Genomic DNA, 17,298 nt, shown 5'->3' with positions numbered 1-17,298 from the left:
TCAGTCGTCTTTTGCGGGGTCTTCATCCGCTCCCGGCGGCACCGCAAGATCATTAGAAGCTTTCACCGCTTCGGCATCCTGAGCAACAAGCCGCTCACGCGCTGCTTCCGCAGCGGCGTTACGTGCTTCCCGTTGGGCTTCGATTTCGAGCAAGCGATCTTCAACCGCTTGGGCTTCTGCATCGATCCGGGACAGGCGTTTCTGGCGCTCTTCCTCAATCAACTGACCCCAGTTGACCGTGTCGTCTATGCCCTTTTCTGCATAAGCCTGACGCAGTAACGCCTGCGTGCATCCGGTGAAACCACCTGCGCCCGTAGGAGAACAACTATTGGTGCCTGACGCCCCGACATACTCATAGGATTTGACGCGTTCCGACCAAGCTTGATTTTTGGCTTCGCCCAATCCTCCACCACGCAGGGTTTCTGGAATGCGATAGCGCTCACCTTCATCTTTACGGGCACAGACGACAATCTCATCGGCGCTGCTTTGCGGGCATGGATCGTCGCCATAGATGACCAGCTGATTGACTCGGTCTCCGGCCTGATCCTGAGCAAAGGCCGGGGTAGCCACCATCGAAACGCCAGAAATGGCAACGGCAGAGAATAAAATTTTCTGTATCATATCAAATCCTTTGTATCCGTCGTCCTGAACGGGTGCTGAAGCCCATCGGGATTCCTAAATACGTTTCGACAACCCAATAGCAACCCGGCACCCCAGCCTGATCGCGGCACTCAAGGCCGGATAGCCCGGTGTTTCCTCAGCTCCCGACGCAATCGCAGTTGCCTTATGCTCCAGTTCCTCTTCACGAAACTCGGCAATCATCTTGGTTAATTCGGGATCATTTTCTGACTCCAGCGCATCAAGCTGTTCCTGATAATGCTGATCGATCTCGGTTTCCACCGCAGCCGTGCAGGCCATCGCCGCTCGCGGCCCCATCGCCGCCGTCGTTGCGCCCAAGGCATAGCCAGCAATTTTCCAGAAGGGTTGCAAAATGGTTGGTCGAACGCCGCGCTCGGCAATCATCTGGTCAAAAGCATCGAGATGCCGTTGCTCTTGTTCTGCCATATGATGGATTTCGCTGCTTTGCGGCGCATCATCGCCCATCACCGCCAGCTGGCCTTTATATATTTGCGCCGCGCCATATTCACCGGCTTGATTGACGCGGATCATCGACGCGATATCGGCTCGTGTTCGTCCCAATTTGGTTTCAGCCATGATCTGCATCCTTTCGTCCCGCCGCCAGCATGACAAAGATAAGCAGCGCACCGCTCACCGACCAGAGAAAGTTATAGCCCGCCAGCGAAATACCGAACAGTGACCAGGGTGCCACATCACAGCGGGTCAGCGGCGCATTCATGATTGAATCCAGCATATTGTCACCAACGGGAATATTGGTGGCGCAGGAGGTAATGCCTTCCCACCAACCATATTCCACGCCGGCATGGAAACCGCCGATCAAGCCGCTAATCAATATCGCCACAGCCGCGGCAACCGCCAATAGGATAGCACCGCTTTTGGAACGGAGCATCAGGGCCAGCAGAGCCAGAATGATAGCGATGAGATGTGGCCACCGCTGCCATATACACATTTCGCAAGGATAGAGTCCGAAACCATATTGACCAATCAACGCGCCGCCGAGCAACGCAGCCGGTAGCAGGAGAGCTAGCCAAATAGCATTGCGGATAGAGCGCATCAGAAGATCCTATTTCTTCGCCATCACGGTATTCTTACCGGCTTTTCTTGCGGCCTTGTTCATCGCAATTTTCAGACCGTCGGGACCAAGCCGCCCGATAGTCTGCAGCGCATAGTGCAGTTGGAAATCGGCGACACCCTGTTCCTCTAATTCTTCGGCGGTCTGCGAGAAACGTGGATCATCCTTGCTATCTTCTTCCAGCACATCATCTTTAAGTTCAACTTCGTTGACCAGATGGCGACGCAAGTCGGATTCACGGAACCGCGGCCGGGTCTTATAGTCCGGATCGGAAAGCTGCGGCACGTTGATGTCCGGCTCAATCCCGCCTTCTTGCACTGATTTGCCCGATGGCGTGTAATAGCGGGCTGTGGTCAACCGCAACGCACTGTCATTCGAAAGCGGCAGCAATGTCTGCACCGAACCTTTGCCGAAACTGCGTTCACCCATGACCAAGGCCCGATGATGGTCCTGCAAAGCACCGGCAACAATTTCCGAAGCCGAAGCCGAGCCCGCGTCGATCAACACAATGACCGGTAAACCGCCAGCCGCATCGCCACTTTTCGCGAAATAGCGCTCGATATCAGATTTTTCACGACCACGCTGCGATACGATTTCACCGCGTGACAGGAAGACATCGGATACCGACACGGCTTCATCCAGAAGACCGCCAGGATTGGAACGCAAATCCAGTACATAGCCGAGAGGCTTCTGCCCAAGAGACTTATCAATACCGGAAATCGCCGCAGCCACGTCGGCCCCGGTATCATTGGAAAAGCTGTTAATGCTGATCACACCGATCTGATCCTTAACCTCCCAAGTCACAGGTTTAAGATCGATGATCGCACGATCCATCGTCACATCAAAAGGTTTGTCGCGGCCGGGGCGAACGATCGTGATCGTGATCGGTGTGCCCGGCTTACCGCGCATCTCCTCAACCGCTTCATCCAGCGTGCCGCCGTAGATTAATTCGCCATCGATATGGGTGATATAGTCACCGGCTTTCACGCCGACCTTATAGGCAGGTGTGTCCTTGAATGGCGCAATCACTTTTACAGCGCCATCTTCCAGAGTCACCGAAAGACCCAAGCCACCATAGTTGCCGTCGGTCTGGGTCCGCAAATTGTCAAAATCCCGGGCATCGAGAAAACCGCTATGCGGGTCGAGACTGGCCAGCATGCCATCGATGGCCCCCTTGATCAGATCAGCATCATCGACCTGATCGACATAGTCATTTCGCACCCGGTCAAAGACGCTCATAAACTGTTCCATCTCGCGATAGGTATTGGCGTCAACGGCGGAAATAGCCGAGGTCGTGGCAGGCAAAAGCGCAACGGTCAAAACAAGAGCGGCGGCTTGCAATACGGGCTTTTTCATCAATGCTGTCCTGTGTGTCTAGATCGGTAACAAATATAGGCGGGAATCACCTGTAAAGCCAAGCAGCTTAACCAAAAATGACGCGACGCTTCGATAAACGACTATTTTTCCAAACTGTCTGAGTGGCTTTCAGCCAATTAGTGCCGCAATATCAATGGGCCGGCCATTGCGGCGCAGCTCAACGGTAACGGTAGGATCGTCGCCCCCCGACCGACCGACCGGCGCGCCCTGCACCAGCCGATCGCCAACCGCAACGCTACTCGTTGCCATATTGGTTATCAAACTGGTCCAGCCAGCATCATGTTCAATGATCAAAATTTGCCCATAGTCCCGGTAACGGCCGGAATAAGCCACCCTGCCGGCGGCCGGCGCAACAATCTGCGCACCAGCATCGGCAGCAATGGTCAGGCCACGCGAGCGATAGCCGCTATCGGAAATTTCGCCTAGACCCGTGACAATTTCGCCAACCACGGGGAGGCGATAGGCCTTGACAATATCTTTGTTCGACGGCGGCACAGGCACCGGTTCATCTTCACCCTGGCCAGGCCTCAGCACCGGCCCATCCAATGCCGTCAATGCTTCACGAACCGAACCGCTTTCGCGAATCTGGTCCATCAAATCCAATATATCCCGCGCTTCTTCACCCAAAGCGAGCGCCCGGCCCTGTTCAATGCCTGCATCGTCAGAAAATCGGGCGGTTTCAAAGCGTTTACCGGCCTTCAGACCAGCCAATTGCCGCCGCCGTTCGGTCAGGCGCTGCTGGCTTTGATCCAGCGATGCACTTGCTTGATCAGCCTGCAACCTCAGCTGTTCACCTTGTTTGACTTCATCGCGCAGCCCTGCCGTCCGCCGTTCGATCTCCGGCATCACCGCCGACATAATGGAGCGCATATAGATAAGCTCGTCGAGTGTGCGCGGTTCCACCAGAGCAAGTGCGGTGGGTTTGCGAGTCATCATTTGTAGAGCGGCAGTCAGGCGGACCATTGGCCCCTGCTTTTCTGCTAATCGGGCGCGCTGGCGTTCCTGCTGCTGGGCGACAATAGCGATACGGGTTCGGGCAGCCTTGATATCGGCTTCTGCCGCCTGAATGCGGGCAGCCAGTGCTGCGGCTTCGCTGTCGAGCCGGTCCGCATCATTGTCGGCTGCTTCTGCTTGGCGGCGCAAGGCATCACTGCGCTGCAGGGCACGCTCGGATTGCTCACGCGCTGCCAACAAACTGCGCTGCTGCTCCGAAAGCTCTGATTCCGGCGTCTGCGCGGAAAGCAAAGCCGCCCCGCCGACCGCAAAACCGGCAATTCCGATCAACAAGAAAGCTGAGCGCAACAACTCTATCACCCTTCTCTATGATAAGGATGGCCGGCTAGGATCGACGTGGCCCGGAACAGCTGTTCTGCAAGCATCGCCCGCGCCATCATATGCGGCCAAGTGGCTTTGCCAAAAGAAAAGAAATGATCCGCACTGGATCGTTCGTCAGCGCTTAAACCATCCGCGGCGCCGATCAGGAAACGCGCCTCGCGTACCCCGTCATCGCGCCATGCTGAAAGGGAATCCGCAAATTTCTTGGACGTCCAGTTTTCGCCGGTTTCATCCATCGCGATGATTTTGGTGATACCGTCAAGCTTCGGGGTCTTCCCACCCTGATCGGGTAGCTCGCTGATTTTCACGTCCCAGCCGATACGCTTCACATAACGATCCACAATCTCGGCTTCCGGACTGCGTCCGATCTTTCCGCGGGCGAGAATATGTAGTCTCATCGCCCCGGCGTTTCAGGCTTCGACGACGTCGGCCGCGTCATCATCCTCGTCGACCGCCCACATCCGTTCGAGATTGTAGAAACTACGCACTTCGGGCCGGAACAGGTGCACGATCACATCGCCGGCATCGATCAACACCCAATCAGCATTGGCGAGTCCTTCGATTCGGGCCGTACCGCCTGCCTGCTTGACCCGCTCGGCAAGCTTTTGAGCAATAGACGCGACCTGTCTGGTCGAACGCCCTTCAGCGATCACCATATGATCTGCGATATTGCTTTTTCCGTCCAGCGGAATGGAAACAACATCCTGTGCCTGATCGTCGTCGAGCGACTTCATCACCAGTGCGTGAAGCGCATCTGACTCAGCCTTCCCTTCCTTGGAAGTGGCAGATTTCAGAGCTTTTACCTTCGGTTTCGTCAACTTAAGTCCTAATCTTCTGGGCCAATCAACCTATGGGTCACTGCATCACGAATGCAGCGATCATCATATTGCTGATGCCAATGGGGCCGGGCCATCCGGATCGCGGTGGCCGAGCGAGGGTCGGGACGATAGCGCAAGAATGTCAGCGCCGGCGTACTCCAATTGGTCCAGTTACCACGCTGGCTTGCGGGGTGGACGAAGCGCCGCAGCCAAGCCATTGCGGGAGCCGCAAAAGCATCGTCATCATAGCCGGGTCTCGAAATAACTGCAATCGGCAAAAGACGGGCAATTTTTCGCCAATCTTTCCAACGATGAAACTGGGCCAGATTGTCTGCCCCCATGATCCAGACAAATTGCCTTTTCGGGTAGCGCCGCACCAATGCTCTCAACGTGTCATATGTGTAGCGGGTGCCCAATTGCTGTTCGATTGCAGTGGGTTGGATTGGACTGCGCCGTGTCATTTTCTGCGCCGAGGCCAAACGGGCAGACAAAGATGCCATATCCTTGGCGCCCTCTTTCAGAGGGTTGCCCGGCGACACCAGCCACCAGAATTCGTCTAATTCAAGTGCCTGCATCGCGAACAGGCTGACCGACCGATGGGCGCCATGGGCCGGATTGAACGATCCACCGAGAAGACCGGTTGTTTTCATATAATGATGCTCAAGGCCGCACTTGCCCGGTGCCCCGCACCACCCATTTATAGGTCGTGAGACCTTCTAACGCCACGGGGCCGCGGGCGTGCAACCGTCCGGTTGAAATGCCGATTTCGGCGCCCAGTCCAAATTCTCCGCCATCGGCAAATTGGCTCGAAGCATTGTGCATGACAATAGCGCTGTCCGCACGCCGAATGAATTCATCGGCTATGGCAGAATCTTCGGTGACGATTACATCTGTATGGTGCGAACCATGTTCGGCGATATGCGCCACAGCTTCCTCCATATCCCGCACCATCTTCGCAGCGACAATGGGCGCCAGATATTCTGTATTCCAATCGTCAGCATCAGCGGGGACCGTGCGGGGGTCGAGCTCCATGATCATATCATCGCCACGCACTTCACAGCCGGCATCGATCAACGCACGTAAAAGAGGCCCGGGCGCGGGATAATCCTGATCAATCAGCAATGTTTCCATGGCACCGCAAACGCCGGTCCGCCGCATCTTGGCATTGACCGCGATAGCAATGGCTTTGTCCTGATCTGCATCCTTACCGATATAGGTATGGCAAATGCCATCAAGATGCGCGAGCACGGGTACCCGTGCTTCGTCTTGCACCCGCTTGACCAAAGACTTGCCGCCCCGCGGAATGATGATGTCGATCAACCCGCTTGCTTTCAGCATAGCTCCAACCGCTGCCCGGTCGGTCGTCTGAACTAGCTGAATGGCATTTTCGGGAAGCCCTTCTTCGGCCAGCCCAGCAGTCATGGCCTCAAAAATCGCGCGGTTGCTCTCTATCGCTTCCGATCCGCCGCGCAAAATCACAGCATTGCCAGAACGCAGCGTCAATGCTGCTGCATCGGCGGTAACATTGGGGCGGCTTTCATAGATTATCCCAATCACACCCAGCGGCACCCGAACGCGCTCCATCATCAAACCATTAGGCCGCTCGCTACGATCAATGATTTGCCCCACGGGGTCGGGAAGCTCAGCCACATTTTCTACCGCCGCGGCAATAGCTTCAAGGCGGCTTTCATCGATCATCAACCGGTCGAGCATGGCGTCACTCAAGTCGCGATCCCGCGCACTTTCCATATCCCGCCCATTGGCCTCCAATATCGTCGCCGCTCCAGCGCGCAAATGCCGAGCGGCGGAGATAAGAGCGGTAGATTTCTGCGCATCGGTCACGCCAGATAGCGTTAAAAATGCAGCGCGTGCCTTATTGCCCATATCGGTGATCAGTTGTGCCGGATTTGTCATAATTCGGCTGCTAGCATGGCAAGGGTGGCAATTTAACCCAAAATCGCGAGTTATTATGGGCAGGAAACTTTTCCATCCCACAACACTCGATTCGTGAGAATCAACAAAAACTCGGTTACTTTTCTATGAATTACGCAACTCATCGCACGACTCATTCGACTCGTCACGAGTCGTTCGCTTGTGATTCGCCACCTTCGCCCCCCTCTGTTAGCCCATAATCGGGGATTACGAATAAACTAACGGCGGGTCATGCACAAAGAAAGTACCAGGAAAGGGCTAAAAGCCCGGCTGGACCATATGTTTACGGATCGCGAGTTTTTCATGCGGTCACACGGACAGGTCCGCTTTCTCACCGTCTCTGCAACATTGCAGAAACGAGTGGTCTATTCTGTCGCAGCGGCGCTGACCATCTGGCTGATCGTCACACTCGCGATGATGATCAGTCAGCTTACAGTCTCCGGCGAACGCATGGCCTTGGCTGAAAAAGAAGCCGAAGTGAACAGCACCGAAAGCCGCGTGGCAAGCTACAAAGAATCGATTGATGGCGTCGCCGCCGATCTAAAGCTACGCCAAGATACGCTCGATCAGATCACCGAGCAATTTATCGGTGAACAGCTAGAAGCTGTTGATGCCGCAGACCAGAATCAAGCGGATGATCAGCTATCCGAAAACGTCAAAGAGATTAGCGCGGCCTTTCCCGAAGCGGCCGAGCTAGCACAGCTGGAAGCTCGGCAGATTGCATTTGCCCGGCGCTTAACAAAAGCAGCCAATCAGCGCACCGAACAAGTCGCTGCTGCCATTCGGAAATTCGGACTTAACCCGGATAAGCTGGCCAAAAATTCTACCGAAGCAATGGGCGGTCCGTTCATTCCCTTCTTTAAGGACAAGGAGGAACAGCTACATCCGACGCTTGAACGGCTTAACCTTGCTCTGCAACGAATGGATACACTGGAACGCAGCTTGATCGCTATACCGTCAGGCATGCCGGCCAGCGCTGGGATGATGTCGAGCAACTATGGGTATCGGCGAGATCCCTTCACCGGCCGTGGCGCCATGCACAACGGGATCGATTTCAAAGGACCATATGGTCAACCGATTCTGGCAGCTGCCGGTGGTATAGTCACGCATGCAGGATGGAAGTCCGGCTATGGCAAGACCGTAGAAATCACGCATGGAAACGGATTGATGACACGCTACGCACATTTGTCAAAAATTGGTGTGACCGCTAGCCAAAAGATAGAACAGGGACTACAATTGGGGGCTATGGGAAGTACGGGACGCTCGACTGGCACTCATCTGCATTTTGAAGTGCGGATGAACGGCCAGGCGGTTAATCCCCGGCCATTTTTGGAGGCGAACACAGATGTTCTCAAAGTCAAAGCCATCGCACGACAACGCACCAGCACACCGAAGCGCCCCAAGTCCGGCGCCAGCCATGACTAGAAGCAACGGCGGCAGCGCCCCGAGTTTCTCGGTCATCGGCGATGGAATCATTATCACTGGAAATATCGAATCGAAAGTCGATCTGCATATCGACGGCGAAGTCATCGGTGACGTCAAATGCCTGTCGCTCGTGCAAGGTCCATCGAGCAAAATCATGGGTGCGATCGTCGCCCAGAACGCCAGTCTATCAGGCGCGGTCGAAGGATCGATCGATGCGGGCGATCTAAATATCGCGTCGACCGCCCGCATTGGCGGTGATGTCACATATGAAACGGTGACCATCGAACAAGGTGGCCATGTCGACGGCAAGTTTAAACATCGCAGCAGCAAGTCACCGAATCTTGCGAAATCGACCGTAAATGCGCGTGAGATAGCGGCACCGCTAGAGCTGACAGACGGCGACAAAGCGGCTTGATTTTGCCTTTGGGCACGAGCTTGGAATCAGTCGTACATTTACTTTCTGAGCGCGCGCTCCGTCCTTTGCTGACACCAGCGATCGAGGCATTTAACCATTTTTGATCATGGCCTTACCGGTCGCGACGGTAGAATTTGGTCACAACATCCTGCGCAACGGTTTGCAAGAAAACCGCGTCTTCGCGTTTCACTTCTCCAAAATAGTCATAGCTATTGCCGACCGGCGACTGGCCATAGATGCTGGCAAAGACAGTCGCGGCCGCTAGATAAGTGCCCAAGATATCAGGGTGGCTACCATCAAAACTTTTGTGCAAAGATATTTTGGGCTGGCGGCGGTAAGCCTCTTCAAATGCAAGTCCTACCGGGATTACGAGCGCATCAATTTTGTTCCCGGCCTCTATATATAGAGAAGCGATTTCGGCGATCATTCCAGGCCGGTAACGGCGATGCGGATCGACATAGGCATGAGTCATATAAAGGATAGGCTCTCCTCCTGCCTGCCGTATCTTCTGGGCATAGTCTGCCGCGGTTTCGGTAAAGCGTTTACGCCTTATGTCTGATAGCGCCGCCGCACTGCCACCTTGCAGAAGCACGATGTCGAAAGGTTTTGTGACTCGTAAATTATACGGATCAAGCAAATGGTCGATATTGTGATCGAACAAAGCTGCTCCGCCGATTGTTGCAGATTTATAAGACAAATCGGAAGGCTTGAACAAACCAGCCGCAACCACCATGCGTTGCACGTGATTGTGCAAGCTATCATTATAGTAGAAATAGCTGTTGCCCACGAATAGAATATGTGTGGGCTTAGCGATGTCGATCCTTTTGACCTTCGGTGCAGGCAAGTGGGATAAGGTCGCTGAATCGGAAGAGGAAATGGCAGGTGAGGACAAGGATTGTGCGAGGAAGATCGCTACAATAGTCAAAATGAGATTACTGCCCAATTTCATACGCTTCCTCGTTACCCCAAATATAGCGCCATTTTGAATGATGATATCAGCAAATAATATATTCGATTGATTTCCGTCATTCATCTTTATGTGCCAGAAGGGTCTCCATTAGCGCCATTGCGGCTTCTCGGGCTACTTCTACAATCAATTCTCGGTCCGTCTCATCGCCCATTTCGTAAGTTACCGTCGGAACGCCGTAGCGTTTGTAGACATAGTTTTTAGAATTGGCCTGAGTCAGGTTAGAATTTGCGCTACGCTTGACCTCATAGTCCGGCATACGTTCTTGCAGCAGTCCGAGCCAGTTTTTGATCGCAAGAGGTGGTGTTGTAGGAAATTCATCTGGGATAGTGTAAAAAATGTCATTCCGGGTTGAATGAAAGTCAGCGAAAAAACTGAGCTGCTTGTCCGGATTATTCTCGATCTCAGTTAAAAGGCTATCCATTAGCTTCGTTTCCGGCTGCTCAAAAGGGCCCCAGTCACGGTTGAGATCGGTACTGCCGGTATTATGCCGCCAATAACCGTGTTCGACGCCATCGGGATTGAGTATTGGCACTATGATCGTTTCGAACCGCGCCCGGTATTTTTGGGCAAGCGGGTTATCTGCTAGCAATGTTTCGACAAAAGGAAATAAGGCCAACGCACCGGTCACTTCCGGCGGATGCTGACGCCCCACAAGGACAACATGTTTTTTGGGAGTGCTCCCGGGCGCCTTGATCGTCAATGCCGGAATATCCCGACCTTCGGCGGATTTACCTAGCAGGAACGTCTCTGCCTGCGCTGATTGCGTCAAACCATCGATCCACGACCGATAGGTTCCGGGAACGACAATTTCCTGCCCCGCTACAAATATGGGACGATCGTCCAATTCGATTGTGATACTAGCTTGCTTTACCCCATTTACCTCAGTGATTTTCATATCTGTTTTCGGCAGATAATCCCAAGATATTCCATCGACACTGGTTTTTGGCCAATAGCGGTGACCGCATGTTTCATAGTTGAGGTTGATGTGAATCTTCTGCGATTCGGTTACGGCGCTGTCCGGGGTCACCCGGAATGCATACCATGCGCTGCAATTGATTGGCGGAGCATCTTCCGGCTTTAAAGATACCGTAAACTCATTGTCGTCACTGCCCTGGCAAGAGGCGACATTACCCGAAGGGAATTTCGTATCGAGCGTGGCACCCTCAACTGAGCAGCTTTTTGCTAGCTTCGTACCTGTATTTTCTGAGACCGTTGCAGTGGCACAGCTGGCAAGAAGCATGCTGGTTATGACAGGCACGATTATGGGCTTAACGACTGTCATCAAACAACATCCCTTAAAAATAGATGAGGCGACAAGCCGCCGCCTCATCATATGAGTTTAGAATTTCTTCTGAATTTCAAACGTAAACTGACGGCCTCGAGCACTATGCAAGTCTCCATAATAACCATAGCTTTCATCAGCAATCGGTGGTGCTTTGTCGAAAATATTGTTGAAACCAAACTTGATGCGTGTGCCATCTAGCCCGGTATCATTGTTGATCGTATAACTGATATTTGCATTCATCGTGAACCAGTCATCGACACGGAACAAGGCACCTGTCGTGTCTTGCGTCACGCTCGGATCATATACACCACCAACATAACGGCCGAACAAGCTGAACCTTACGGGGCCGTTTCTTAGATTCAAAGAACCCGAAAGCCGCCATTTTGGGCGCCCATCTATTTCAAGTAATTCGCCAAAGCCTTCGGCTGCCAATGTCGCGACATCACCTTCTGAAAGTTGAGGAATAGCTGATAAAACGTCTTCGAGATCAGCCAGCGGCGCACCCGAAGCCCCCGGTGATTGGTTGAAACCAATAAGACGGGCAGCGTTAACTTGGAATTTCAAATCACCAAATGGTGTACTTCCAACATCATAGATCAGGCTGAGGTCGACGCCTTCTGAGACCCGGCTATCAAGGTTTTGATAGGGGTTTAGAATTTGGATGACGTCGCCAGCAGGATTGATTCCGGTGCCGGCATAGAGCGCCAATTGTCCGGCATCTGGCGCGGCGCGAATGACATTCGGGTTGGAACCACCCTCTAGTCGTTGAAGCAAATCAAGATACAGAGCATTTTGGTTGCCAAGAATACCGACGATGCCATCCTGACGGACACGCCAATAGTCTGCGGTCAGTGTCAATCCAGGCAAAAACTCCGGCGCCAAAACCACACCCAGATTGATGCTTTCAGTTTTTTCCGGTTTCAGGTCAGGGCCACCGGTTCGAAAATCAATCAACCCTCTAGTGCCGCAATCCGAAACATTGGTTTCAATGCCTTGAATAATCTCTGCCACACATTCGACCGCTGGAATTTCTGAATTTGAGCGGGTGGTACCTTGATCATTGACTTGAACCAGATTGGGTGCGCGGAAACCGCGGGACCAGGCGCCACGCAAGATGATACCTTGTACCGGCGTCCATGAAGCTGCGGCGCGAGGTACAAAAGTACTGCCTGAATCAGAGAAGCTCTCAAAGCGGCCTGCCAGTTGCAGGTTCAGCTCGCTGATCAACGGGATATCCATGTCTTCAGAAACCAGGGGCACAAAAGCCTCGGCATAAGCCGAATAGACCTCGCGGTTACCACTTGTGTCTGGCGATGGGCTTGAGCCGACAACGTCACTACCGAATGTGTCACCATTGACCGCATTTGTGAATGTAATGGTGCCATCAAGACGGGGATCACGGTCATCGAGAAAAGTTTCCCGCCGGAACTCTACGCCCGCTGCGATGCCAACATCTCCCCCCGGCATTGTGAAAACATCGGGCTTGGAGACCTTAAAGTCTCCAAGTGCTAGGGTAGTCTCACCTTTACGGACTACATCAATAGAAATATCCTGCAGAGTTTGTGCGTCACTAGGCGTGCAGTCGATATTGTTGGCTGTAACAAAGCTTGTTCCCAAACACCCACCGTTAAACGGATTATATGCTGTTGGATCGTTGCGGTTGATCGCATCCTGCAACAATGTTCCTGAAATACGGTTTGCGGTGAAATCATTGGTACGGGCTCTTGAATAGACAAGTCCAGTATCAAAATCCCATCCCCACAGATCTCCTCGGAGACCACCGACAAAGCGGAATGTGTTTTTAGTAACGGTTCCCAAGCGCGGACCGACATCTACAAAACGATAGTCTTCCATTAGCAAATCACGTCCTGCGTCGCTCACTCCGCTACCGATTCCATTGGTCACCCGATTGGGGTTCGCAGACCCATCAGCCAGCGTAGTGGCGCCCAGTGGATTATAGTATGCCGAGGCCAATATACCGATTGGAACCGCGCTCAGCATAGTATTCTGTTCACGTTGTCGGCTAGATTTTGAGCGGTAATAGGATCCTTCGAAATAGAATTCGACGGCGTCACTCAGTTCATGATTAAAGAGCGCCTGCAAATTGTAGCGGTCCTTTTTCGAATATAGGTCCCGGTCCGATGCAAGGTCATGCCTCAAATCGCGATCAATCGTTCCGCCATTATCAGCGCATAGACCATTGCCCAAATCGATAAACCGGCCATCACTTGGCTGCCCACTGGCACCAAAGAAACTGCAGGGTTGAATGTGAAAATCGTCATCGCGTAAGTCGGTTGTGTTCGAAGATGTTGCGCTAGAGCCTTGAGTATCAAACGCTCCGAATGGCGAGTTGATTGAGCGATTATCAAATTGCGTGTCCCCCTCAAAATCAGTCCCGACAAGAAATGGCCGTAAATCAGAACTGCGGGAATAATCTCGTGCAGAAGCGGGCGCTCCATTTTCATGAAAATAGTAGCCGTACAAAGTCAAATTACTGCGGCCTTCGTTGAAATCAAAGCCGATACCACCGCGGACGCTAGCGCTATAAAGCCCAGTACCGGTAGAAGCTCGATAGTTGCTCCTTACAAAACCACCATCCAGATTGTTTTTGAGTTGTGTGTTTACAACGCCTGCGACGGCATCTGCACCGTATAGCGCAGAAGCTCCGTCACGTAACACTTCCACTCTACGAATCCCTCCCGGTGAAATTGTGTTAGTATCCGGCGACACAACGGGAACGAACAATTCTGTCTGAAAGCCAGGATTGAGAACCATACGACGACCATTGATCAACAACAGAGTGTTGCCAGTGCCTAGCCCACGAAGGTTGATCGATGCGATATCGCCCCGTGCACCATTCACGCCACCCGTCGTGCTCTGTTCATTGAAGGCCACAGCCCCGGCCTGTGGAATGGATCGAAACAATTCGTCTCCGGACGCGGCATCCGTGGTTTCGATCGCCTCTTCATCGAGAACAGTGACTGGCAAAACATCGTCAATCTTTGCACCAACAATCTGCGAACCTGTAACAACGATGATTTGTTCATCTTCAGATACGACATCCGAATTACCGCTCGTTTGCGCAAGCCCGGTCCCAGCCCCCAACGCAGTCAAGGCAGATGAGCATAATAGTGCACAGACATTATTCTTAGTGATACGCATGACGACCCCCGTTTTTTCTCGGGCCTTTGACCCGTTTGGCGTAATATTTGATCGCACTTTGCGGCGACTTCGAAAGATTGATGCCGAAAAGTCAGTCCAATTGCAATCCACCAATCTAGACTAGGCCCAAGGGAAGCCATAAACATTGTTCATAGTGGTAATGGCGCAACTATCGTTGCTTGAAGCTATATGTCTTGAATAACCGCAGCAATCGTTTCCATACACTGGTCGATCGATCCCGCCGGTTCCAACGGGCAATCGGCCTTTTCCAATAATCAACATCAATTCGATAGCGCTGTCTTAAGATGAGGCTGGCGACAAGAATAGGATTCATAGGCAATATTTTGGAACGAATGTAGATTGACTTTAAATCATGATGTGAAGTTAATTTCGGGGCGCTTGCCTACGATAGCTCAGCGCTTCGGCTACGTGAATTCGGCCAACTGCATCCGCACCGATCAAATCAGCGATGGTCCGGGACACTCTCAAGACCCGTGTATAACCGCGTGCCGACAGGCGCATCGCTTCTGCCGCTTGCGCTAACAAGGTTCGGCCAGGCTCATCGGGCGTGGCATATTTCTCCAGCGCATCTCCATCGATCTCGGTATTGGTCCGCGCGTCCAGGTCGGCATAGCGCTGACGCTGAATGGACCGCGCGCTGGCAACCCGCGCCGCCACGGTTTCAGACCCTTCTGCAGGCGGAGGCATGGTAAGGTCTGCAGCGGATAAGGCTTCGACCTCGATATGGAGATCAATCCGGTCGAGCAGCGGCCCAGAGACTTTTGCCTGATAGTCCGCTGCGCATCGCGGGGCTCGAGAACAAGCCAAGCTGGCATCCCCGAGATGACCGCAACGACATGGATTCATCGCGGCTACCATCTGGACGCGAGCGGGAAAGGTAACATGTGCATTGGCCCGGGCCACGCTGACTTCTCCGGTTTCAAGCGGTTGGCGCAGAGAATCAAGAACCGATCGCTGAAATTCGGGCAGTTCATCAAGGAACAGCACCCCAAGATGCGCCATGCTGACTTCCCCAGGACGCACCTTCAGTCCACCACCGACCAATGCCGCCATGGAGGCGCTGTGATGCGGCGCGCGAAACGGCCGCTGGCGGGACATCTGTCCACCTTCCAACATACCAGCAACCGAAGCCACCATCGAAATCTCCAGCGCTTCGGATGGCGACAAAGGCGGCAATATGCCGGGCAAGCAGGATGCTAGCAAAGACTTGCCCGACCCCGGCGGGCCGTTCATCAAGAGATTATGCCCACCCGCAGCAGCGATTTCTAACGCTCGCTTCGCGGTTTCCTGTCCCTTCACATTCTGCAGATTGGGACCATAATCCGGTTCCGGCGCAGCACCAGTTTCTGGCGACGCCAGTACCGATTGACCCTTAAAATGGTTGAGCAGTGACAGCAGACCATCGGGTGCCAATACCTCGACATCGCCTGCCCAAGCCGCCTCAGATCCCTGCAGCGCCGGACAGATCAGTCCCAGACTTTCTCCCGACGCATGAAGCGCAGCAAGCAAAACGCCCGGCGTCGCCGCCAATCGGCCATCCAGGGACAATTCCCCGACCACGATATAGCTCGCAAGCGTCTCTGCATCGATAACACCCATCGCACCGAGCAAAGCCAACGCAATCGGTAGATCATAATGGGAACCGGCTTTCGGTAAATCGGCGGGTGACAGATTGATGGTGATACGTTTTGGCGGAAGCGAAAGCCCCATGGCTGCAATGGCCGCACGCACTCGTTCGCGACTCTCTGCCACCGCTTTATCCGGCAAACCAACAACGTTAAATGCAGGCAATCCCGGTGCAACCTGACATTGCACTTCGACACCTCGCGCTTCCAGTCCAAGGTACGCTACCGTCTGAACCAGCGCCACCATCATAGCCGCCCCAATTTCATAAATGAGACACTGGCGGCGGCCAAAGAGTGAGTCGAGCATCAACGGCCAATTGGCCGTAACCGTCAAAACGCAGAAAATCCGCGAATGATACTAGTTAATACATTTACAACCACCCCCATTCAGGCTTTCGCAAACGCTCTGCTCGTATAACAGACGCATGAAATGGGACGCAAATTCAACAGCTGTAGCAAGTAGCAGAACACCGAAAGGCTTGAACCGCTTTTCGATCGTAGCCGCTTTGCTCGCAGCATTTCTGCTGTTCCCAGCCAATACAGCACATAGCGCCAGCAGCCATGTGATTACCGAAACCAGCGTAGTGCTGGGCTATGATATATTCGGCCCGCCCGCGACCGCGACACCGGCTGCGAACCTATCACCTCAGTTCGGCCCATTCCGCATAGTAGCGCCGGATATGGTAGAAATGACGGGTACAGTGGATAGCTATACGCCTGCAATTTTCCGCCAGATGCTAAAGCAATATCCCAATATCAAGCGGATCGAAATGCGCGATTGCGCCGGATCCATCGATGAAGAAGCCAATCTCAACCTCGCTCGGATGATCCGCCGCGCCGGAATCAGCACCCATGTACCAGCTCGCGGTTCGGTCCGGTCTGGCGCAGTAGAGCTTTTTCTCGCCGGGGTCCGCAGAACAGCGCATCATGATGCCGAGTTTGTCGTGCACAGCTGGATCGACGAAAACGGACGGGAAGCCAATGACTACCCACCCAGTGATCCTGTCCACGCCGAATATCTCGACTATTATGCGGAAATGGGCGTGTCAGCACCGACTGCGAAGGCGTTTTATGACTTGACCAACAGCGTGCCATTTTCGGATCAGCTGCGGCTATCGCGTCGAGACATGGCCAGCTTCCAACTCGTCCACTAACGGGAGCTGTTTTAGCCCCTGTTCACCTCTCGTGCATTTCAGGAACAATAATTACTGCTAGGCGGTTG

Annotated in this window: 16 protein-coding genes; 3 read left to right on the top strand and 13 right to left on the bottom strand. The window is 53.5% G+C overall.

The genetic code is table 11. The features are described from left to right. From ABJG22_RS02335 to ABJG22_RS02295, 9 genes are all read right to left on the bottom strand, one after another. On the bottom strand, nucleotides 1-621 hold the full coding sequence (locus ABJG22_RS02335; RefSeq protein WP_348018621.1) for a hypothetical protein: 621 nt from the start codon (nucleotides 619-621) through the stop codon (nucleotides 1-3). 54 nt (nucleotides 622-675) lie between these two features. Beyond that, a complete protein-coding gene (locus tag ABJG22_RS02330; protein WP_348018620.1) occupies nucleotides 676-1,215 on the bottom strand; it encodes a demethoxyubiquinone hydroxylase family protein in 540 nt (179 codons plus the stop codon). Beyond that, the gene (locus tag ABJG22_RS02325) at nucleotides 1,208-1,693 is read right to left on the bottom strand and encodes a disulfide bond formation protein B (protein WP_348018619.1); all 486 of its coding nucleotides are present in this window, start codon (nucleotides 1,691-1,693) and stop codon (nucleotides 1,208-1,210) included. The genes ABJG22_RS02330 and ABJG22_RS02325 overlap by 8 nt, the downstream gene beginning before the upstream one ends. Before the next feature lie 9 nt (nucleotides 1,694-1,702). Then, nucleotides 1,703-3,067, bottom strand: a complete 1,365-nt coding sequence (locus ABJG22_RS02320) for a S41 family peptidase (protein ID WP_348018618.1) — start codon at nucleotides 3,065-3,067, stop codon at nucleotides 1,703-1,705. Between the two features lie 129 nt (nucleotides 3,068-3,196). Beyond that, nucleotides 3,197-4,375 carry a peptidoglycan DD-metalloendopeptidase family protein gene (locus tag ABJG22_RS02315; RefSeq protein ID WP_348018617.1) on the bottom strand — a complete coding sequence of 393 codons (1,179 nt, stop codon included), beginning with the start codon at nucleotides 4,373-4,375 and terminating at the stop codon, nucleotides 3,197-3,199. 23 nt (nucleotides 4,376-4,398) lie between these two features. Further along, nucleotides 4,399-4,821: a 23S rRNA (pseudouridine(1915)-N(3))-methyltransferase RlmH gene (locus ABJG22_RS02310; RefSeq protein ID WP_348018616.1), complete on the bottom strand. Its 423-nt coding sequence runs from the start codon at nucleotides 4,819-4,821 to the stop codon at nucleotides 4,399-4,401. A gap of 12 nt (nucleotides 4,822-4,833) precedes the next feature. After that, complete coding sequence (gene rsfS / locus ABJG22_RS02305) at nucleotides 4,834-5,157, bottom strand: ribosome silencing factor (protein ID WP_348018783.1); 324 nt, start codon at nucleotides 5,155-5,157, stop codon at nucleotides 4,834-4,836. A 92-nt stretch (nucleotides 5,158-5,249) separates the two neighbouring features. Further along, on the bottom strand, nucleotides 5,250-5,891 hold the full coding sequence (locus ABJG22_RS02300) for a nicotinate-nucleotide adenylyltransferase (protein ID WP_348018615.1): 642 nt from the start codon (nucleotides 5,889-5,891) through the stop codon (nucleotides 5,250-5,252). Between the two features lie 10 nt (nucleotides 5,892-5,901). Further along, the gene (locus tag ABJG22_RS02295; protein ID WP_348018614.1) at nucleotides 5,902-7,155 is read right to left on the bottom strand and encodes a glutamate-5-semialdehyde dehydrogenase; all 1,254 of its coding nucleotides are present in this window, start codon (nucleotides 7,153-7,155) and stop codon (nucleotides 5,902-5,904) included. A gap of 249 nt (nucleotides 7,156-7,404) precedes the next feature. Here ABJG22_RS02295 and ABJG22_RS02290 point away from each other — a divergent pair, with 249 nt between their 5' ends. Together ABJG22_RS02290 and ABJG22_RS02285 are read left to right on the top strand one after the other, a co-directional pair. Then, a complete protein-coding gene (locus ABJG22_RS02290) occupies nucleotides 7,405-8,598 on the top strand; it encodes a M23 family metallopeptidase (RefSeq protein ID WP_348018613.1) in 1,194 nt (397 codons plus the stop codon). Continuing rightward, the gene (locus ABJG22_RS02285; RefSeq protein ID WP_348018612.1) at nucleotides 8,591-9,013 is read left to right on the top strand and encodes a polymer-forming cytoskeletal protein; all 423 of its coding nucleotides are present in this window, start codon (nucleotides 8,591-8,593) and stop codon (nucleotides 9,011-9,013) included. The genes ABJG22_RS02290 and ABJG22_RS02285 overlap by 8 nt, the downstream gene beginning before the upstream one ends. A gap of 112 nt (nucleotides 9,014-9,125) precedes the next feature. Here ABJG22_RS02285 and ABJG22_RS02280 read toward each other — a convergent pair whose 3' ends face one another. The 4 genes from ABJG22_RS02280 to ABJG22_RS02265 all read right to left on the bottom strand — a co-directional run bounded on the left by ABJG22_RS02280 (nucleotide 9,126) and on the right by ABJG22_RS02265 (nucleotide 16,323). After that, nucleotides 9,126-9,962 (bottom strand): DUF4886 domain-containing protein, encoded by an 837-nt coding sequence (locus ABJG22_RS02280; RefSeq protein WP_348018611.1) that lies wholly within the window; start codon nucleotides 9,960-9,962, stop codon nucleotides 9,126-9,128. A 76-nt stretch (nucleotides 9,963-10,038) separates the two neighbouring features. After that, nucleotides 10,039-11,265: a M14 family metallopeptidase gene (locus ABJG22_RS02275; RefSeq protein WP_348018610.1), complete on the bottom strand. Its 1,227-nt coding sequence runs from the start codon at nucleotides 11,263-11,265 to the stop codon at nucleotides 10,039-10,041. Nucleotides 11,266-11,322: 57 nt separating this feature from the next. After that, the gene (locus tag ABJG22_RS02270) at nucleotides 11,323-14,430 is read right to left on the bottom strand and encodes a TonB-dependent receptor (protein ID WP_348018609.1); all 3,108 of its coding nucleotides are present in this window, start codon (nucleotides 14,428-14,430) and stop codon (nucleotides 11,323-11,325) included. A 384-nt stretch (nucleotides 14,431-14,814) separates the two neighbouring features. Continuing rightward, entirely contained in the window at nucleotides 14,815-16,323 is a 1,509-nt protein-coding gene (locus ABJG22_RS02265; RefSeq protein ID WP_348018782.1) for a YifB family Mg chelatase-like AAA ATPase, read from the bottom strand. Nucleotides 16,324-16,555: 232 nt separating this feature from the next. On the opposite strand from ABJG22_RS02265, the gene ABJG22_RS02260 reads away from it, so the two are divergent. Next, on the top strand, nucleotides 16,556-17,230 hold the full coding sequence (locus tag ABJG22_RS02260; RefSeq protein WP_348018608.1) for a hypothetical protein: 675 nt from the start codon (nucleotides 16,556-16,558) through the stop codon (nucleotides 17,228-17,230). The last annotated feature ends 68 nt before the right edge of the window (nucleotides 17,231-17,298 follow it).

Origin of the sequence: Parasphingorhabdus sp. (genome assembly GCF_039939955.1) — a bacterium.
Taxonomy (GTDB): domain Bacteria; phylum Pseudomonadota; class Alphaproteobacteria; order Sphingomonadales; family Sphingomonadaceae; genus Parasphingorhabdus.
This window is presented reverse-complemented; position numbering and strand designations above follow the sequence as displayed.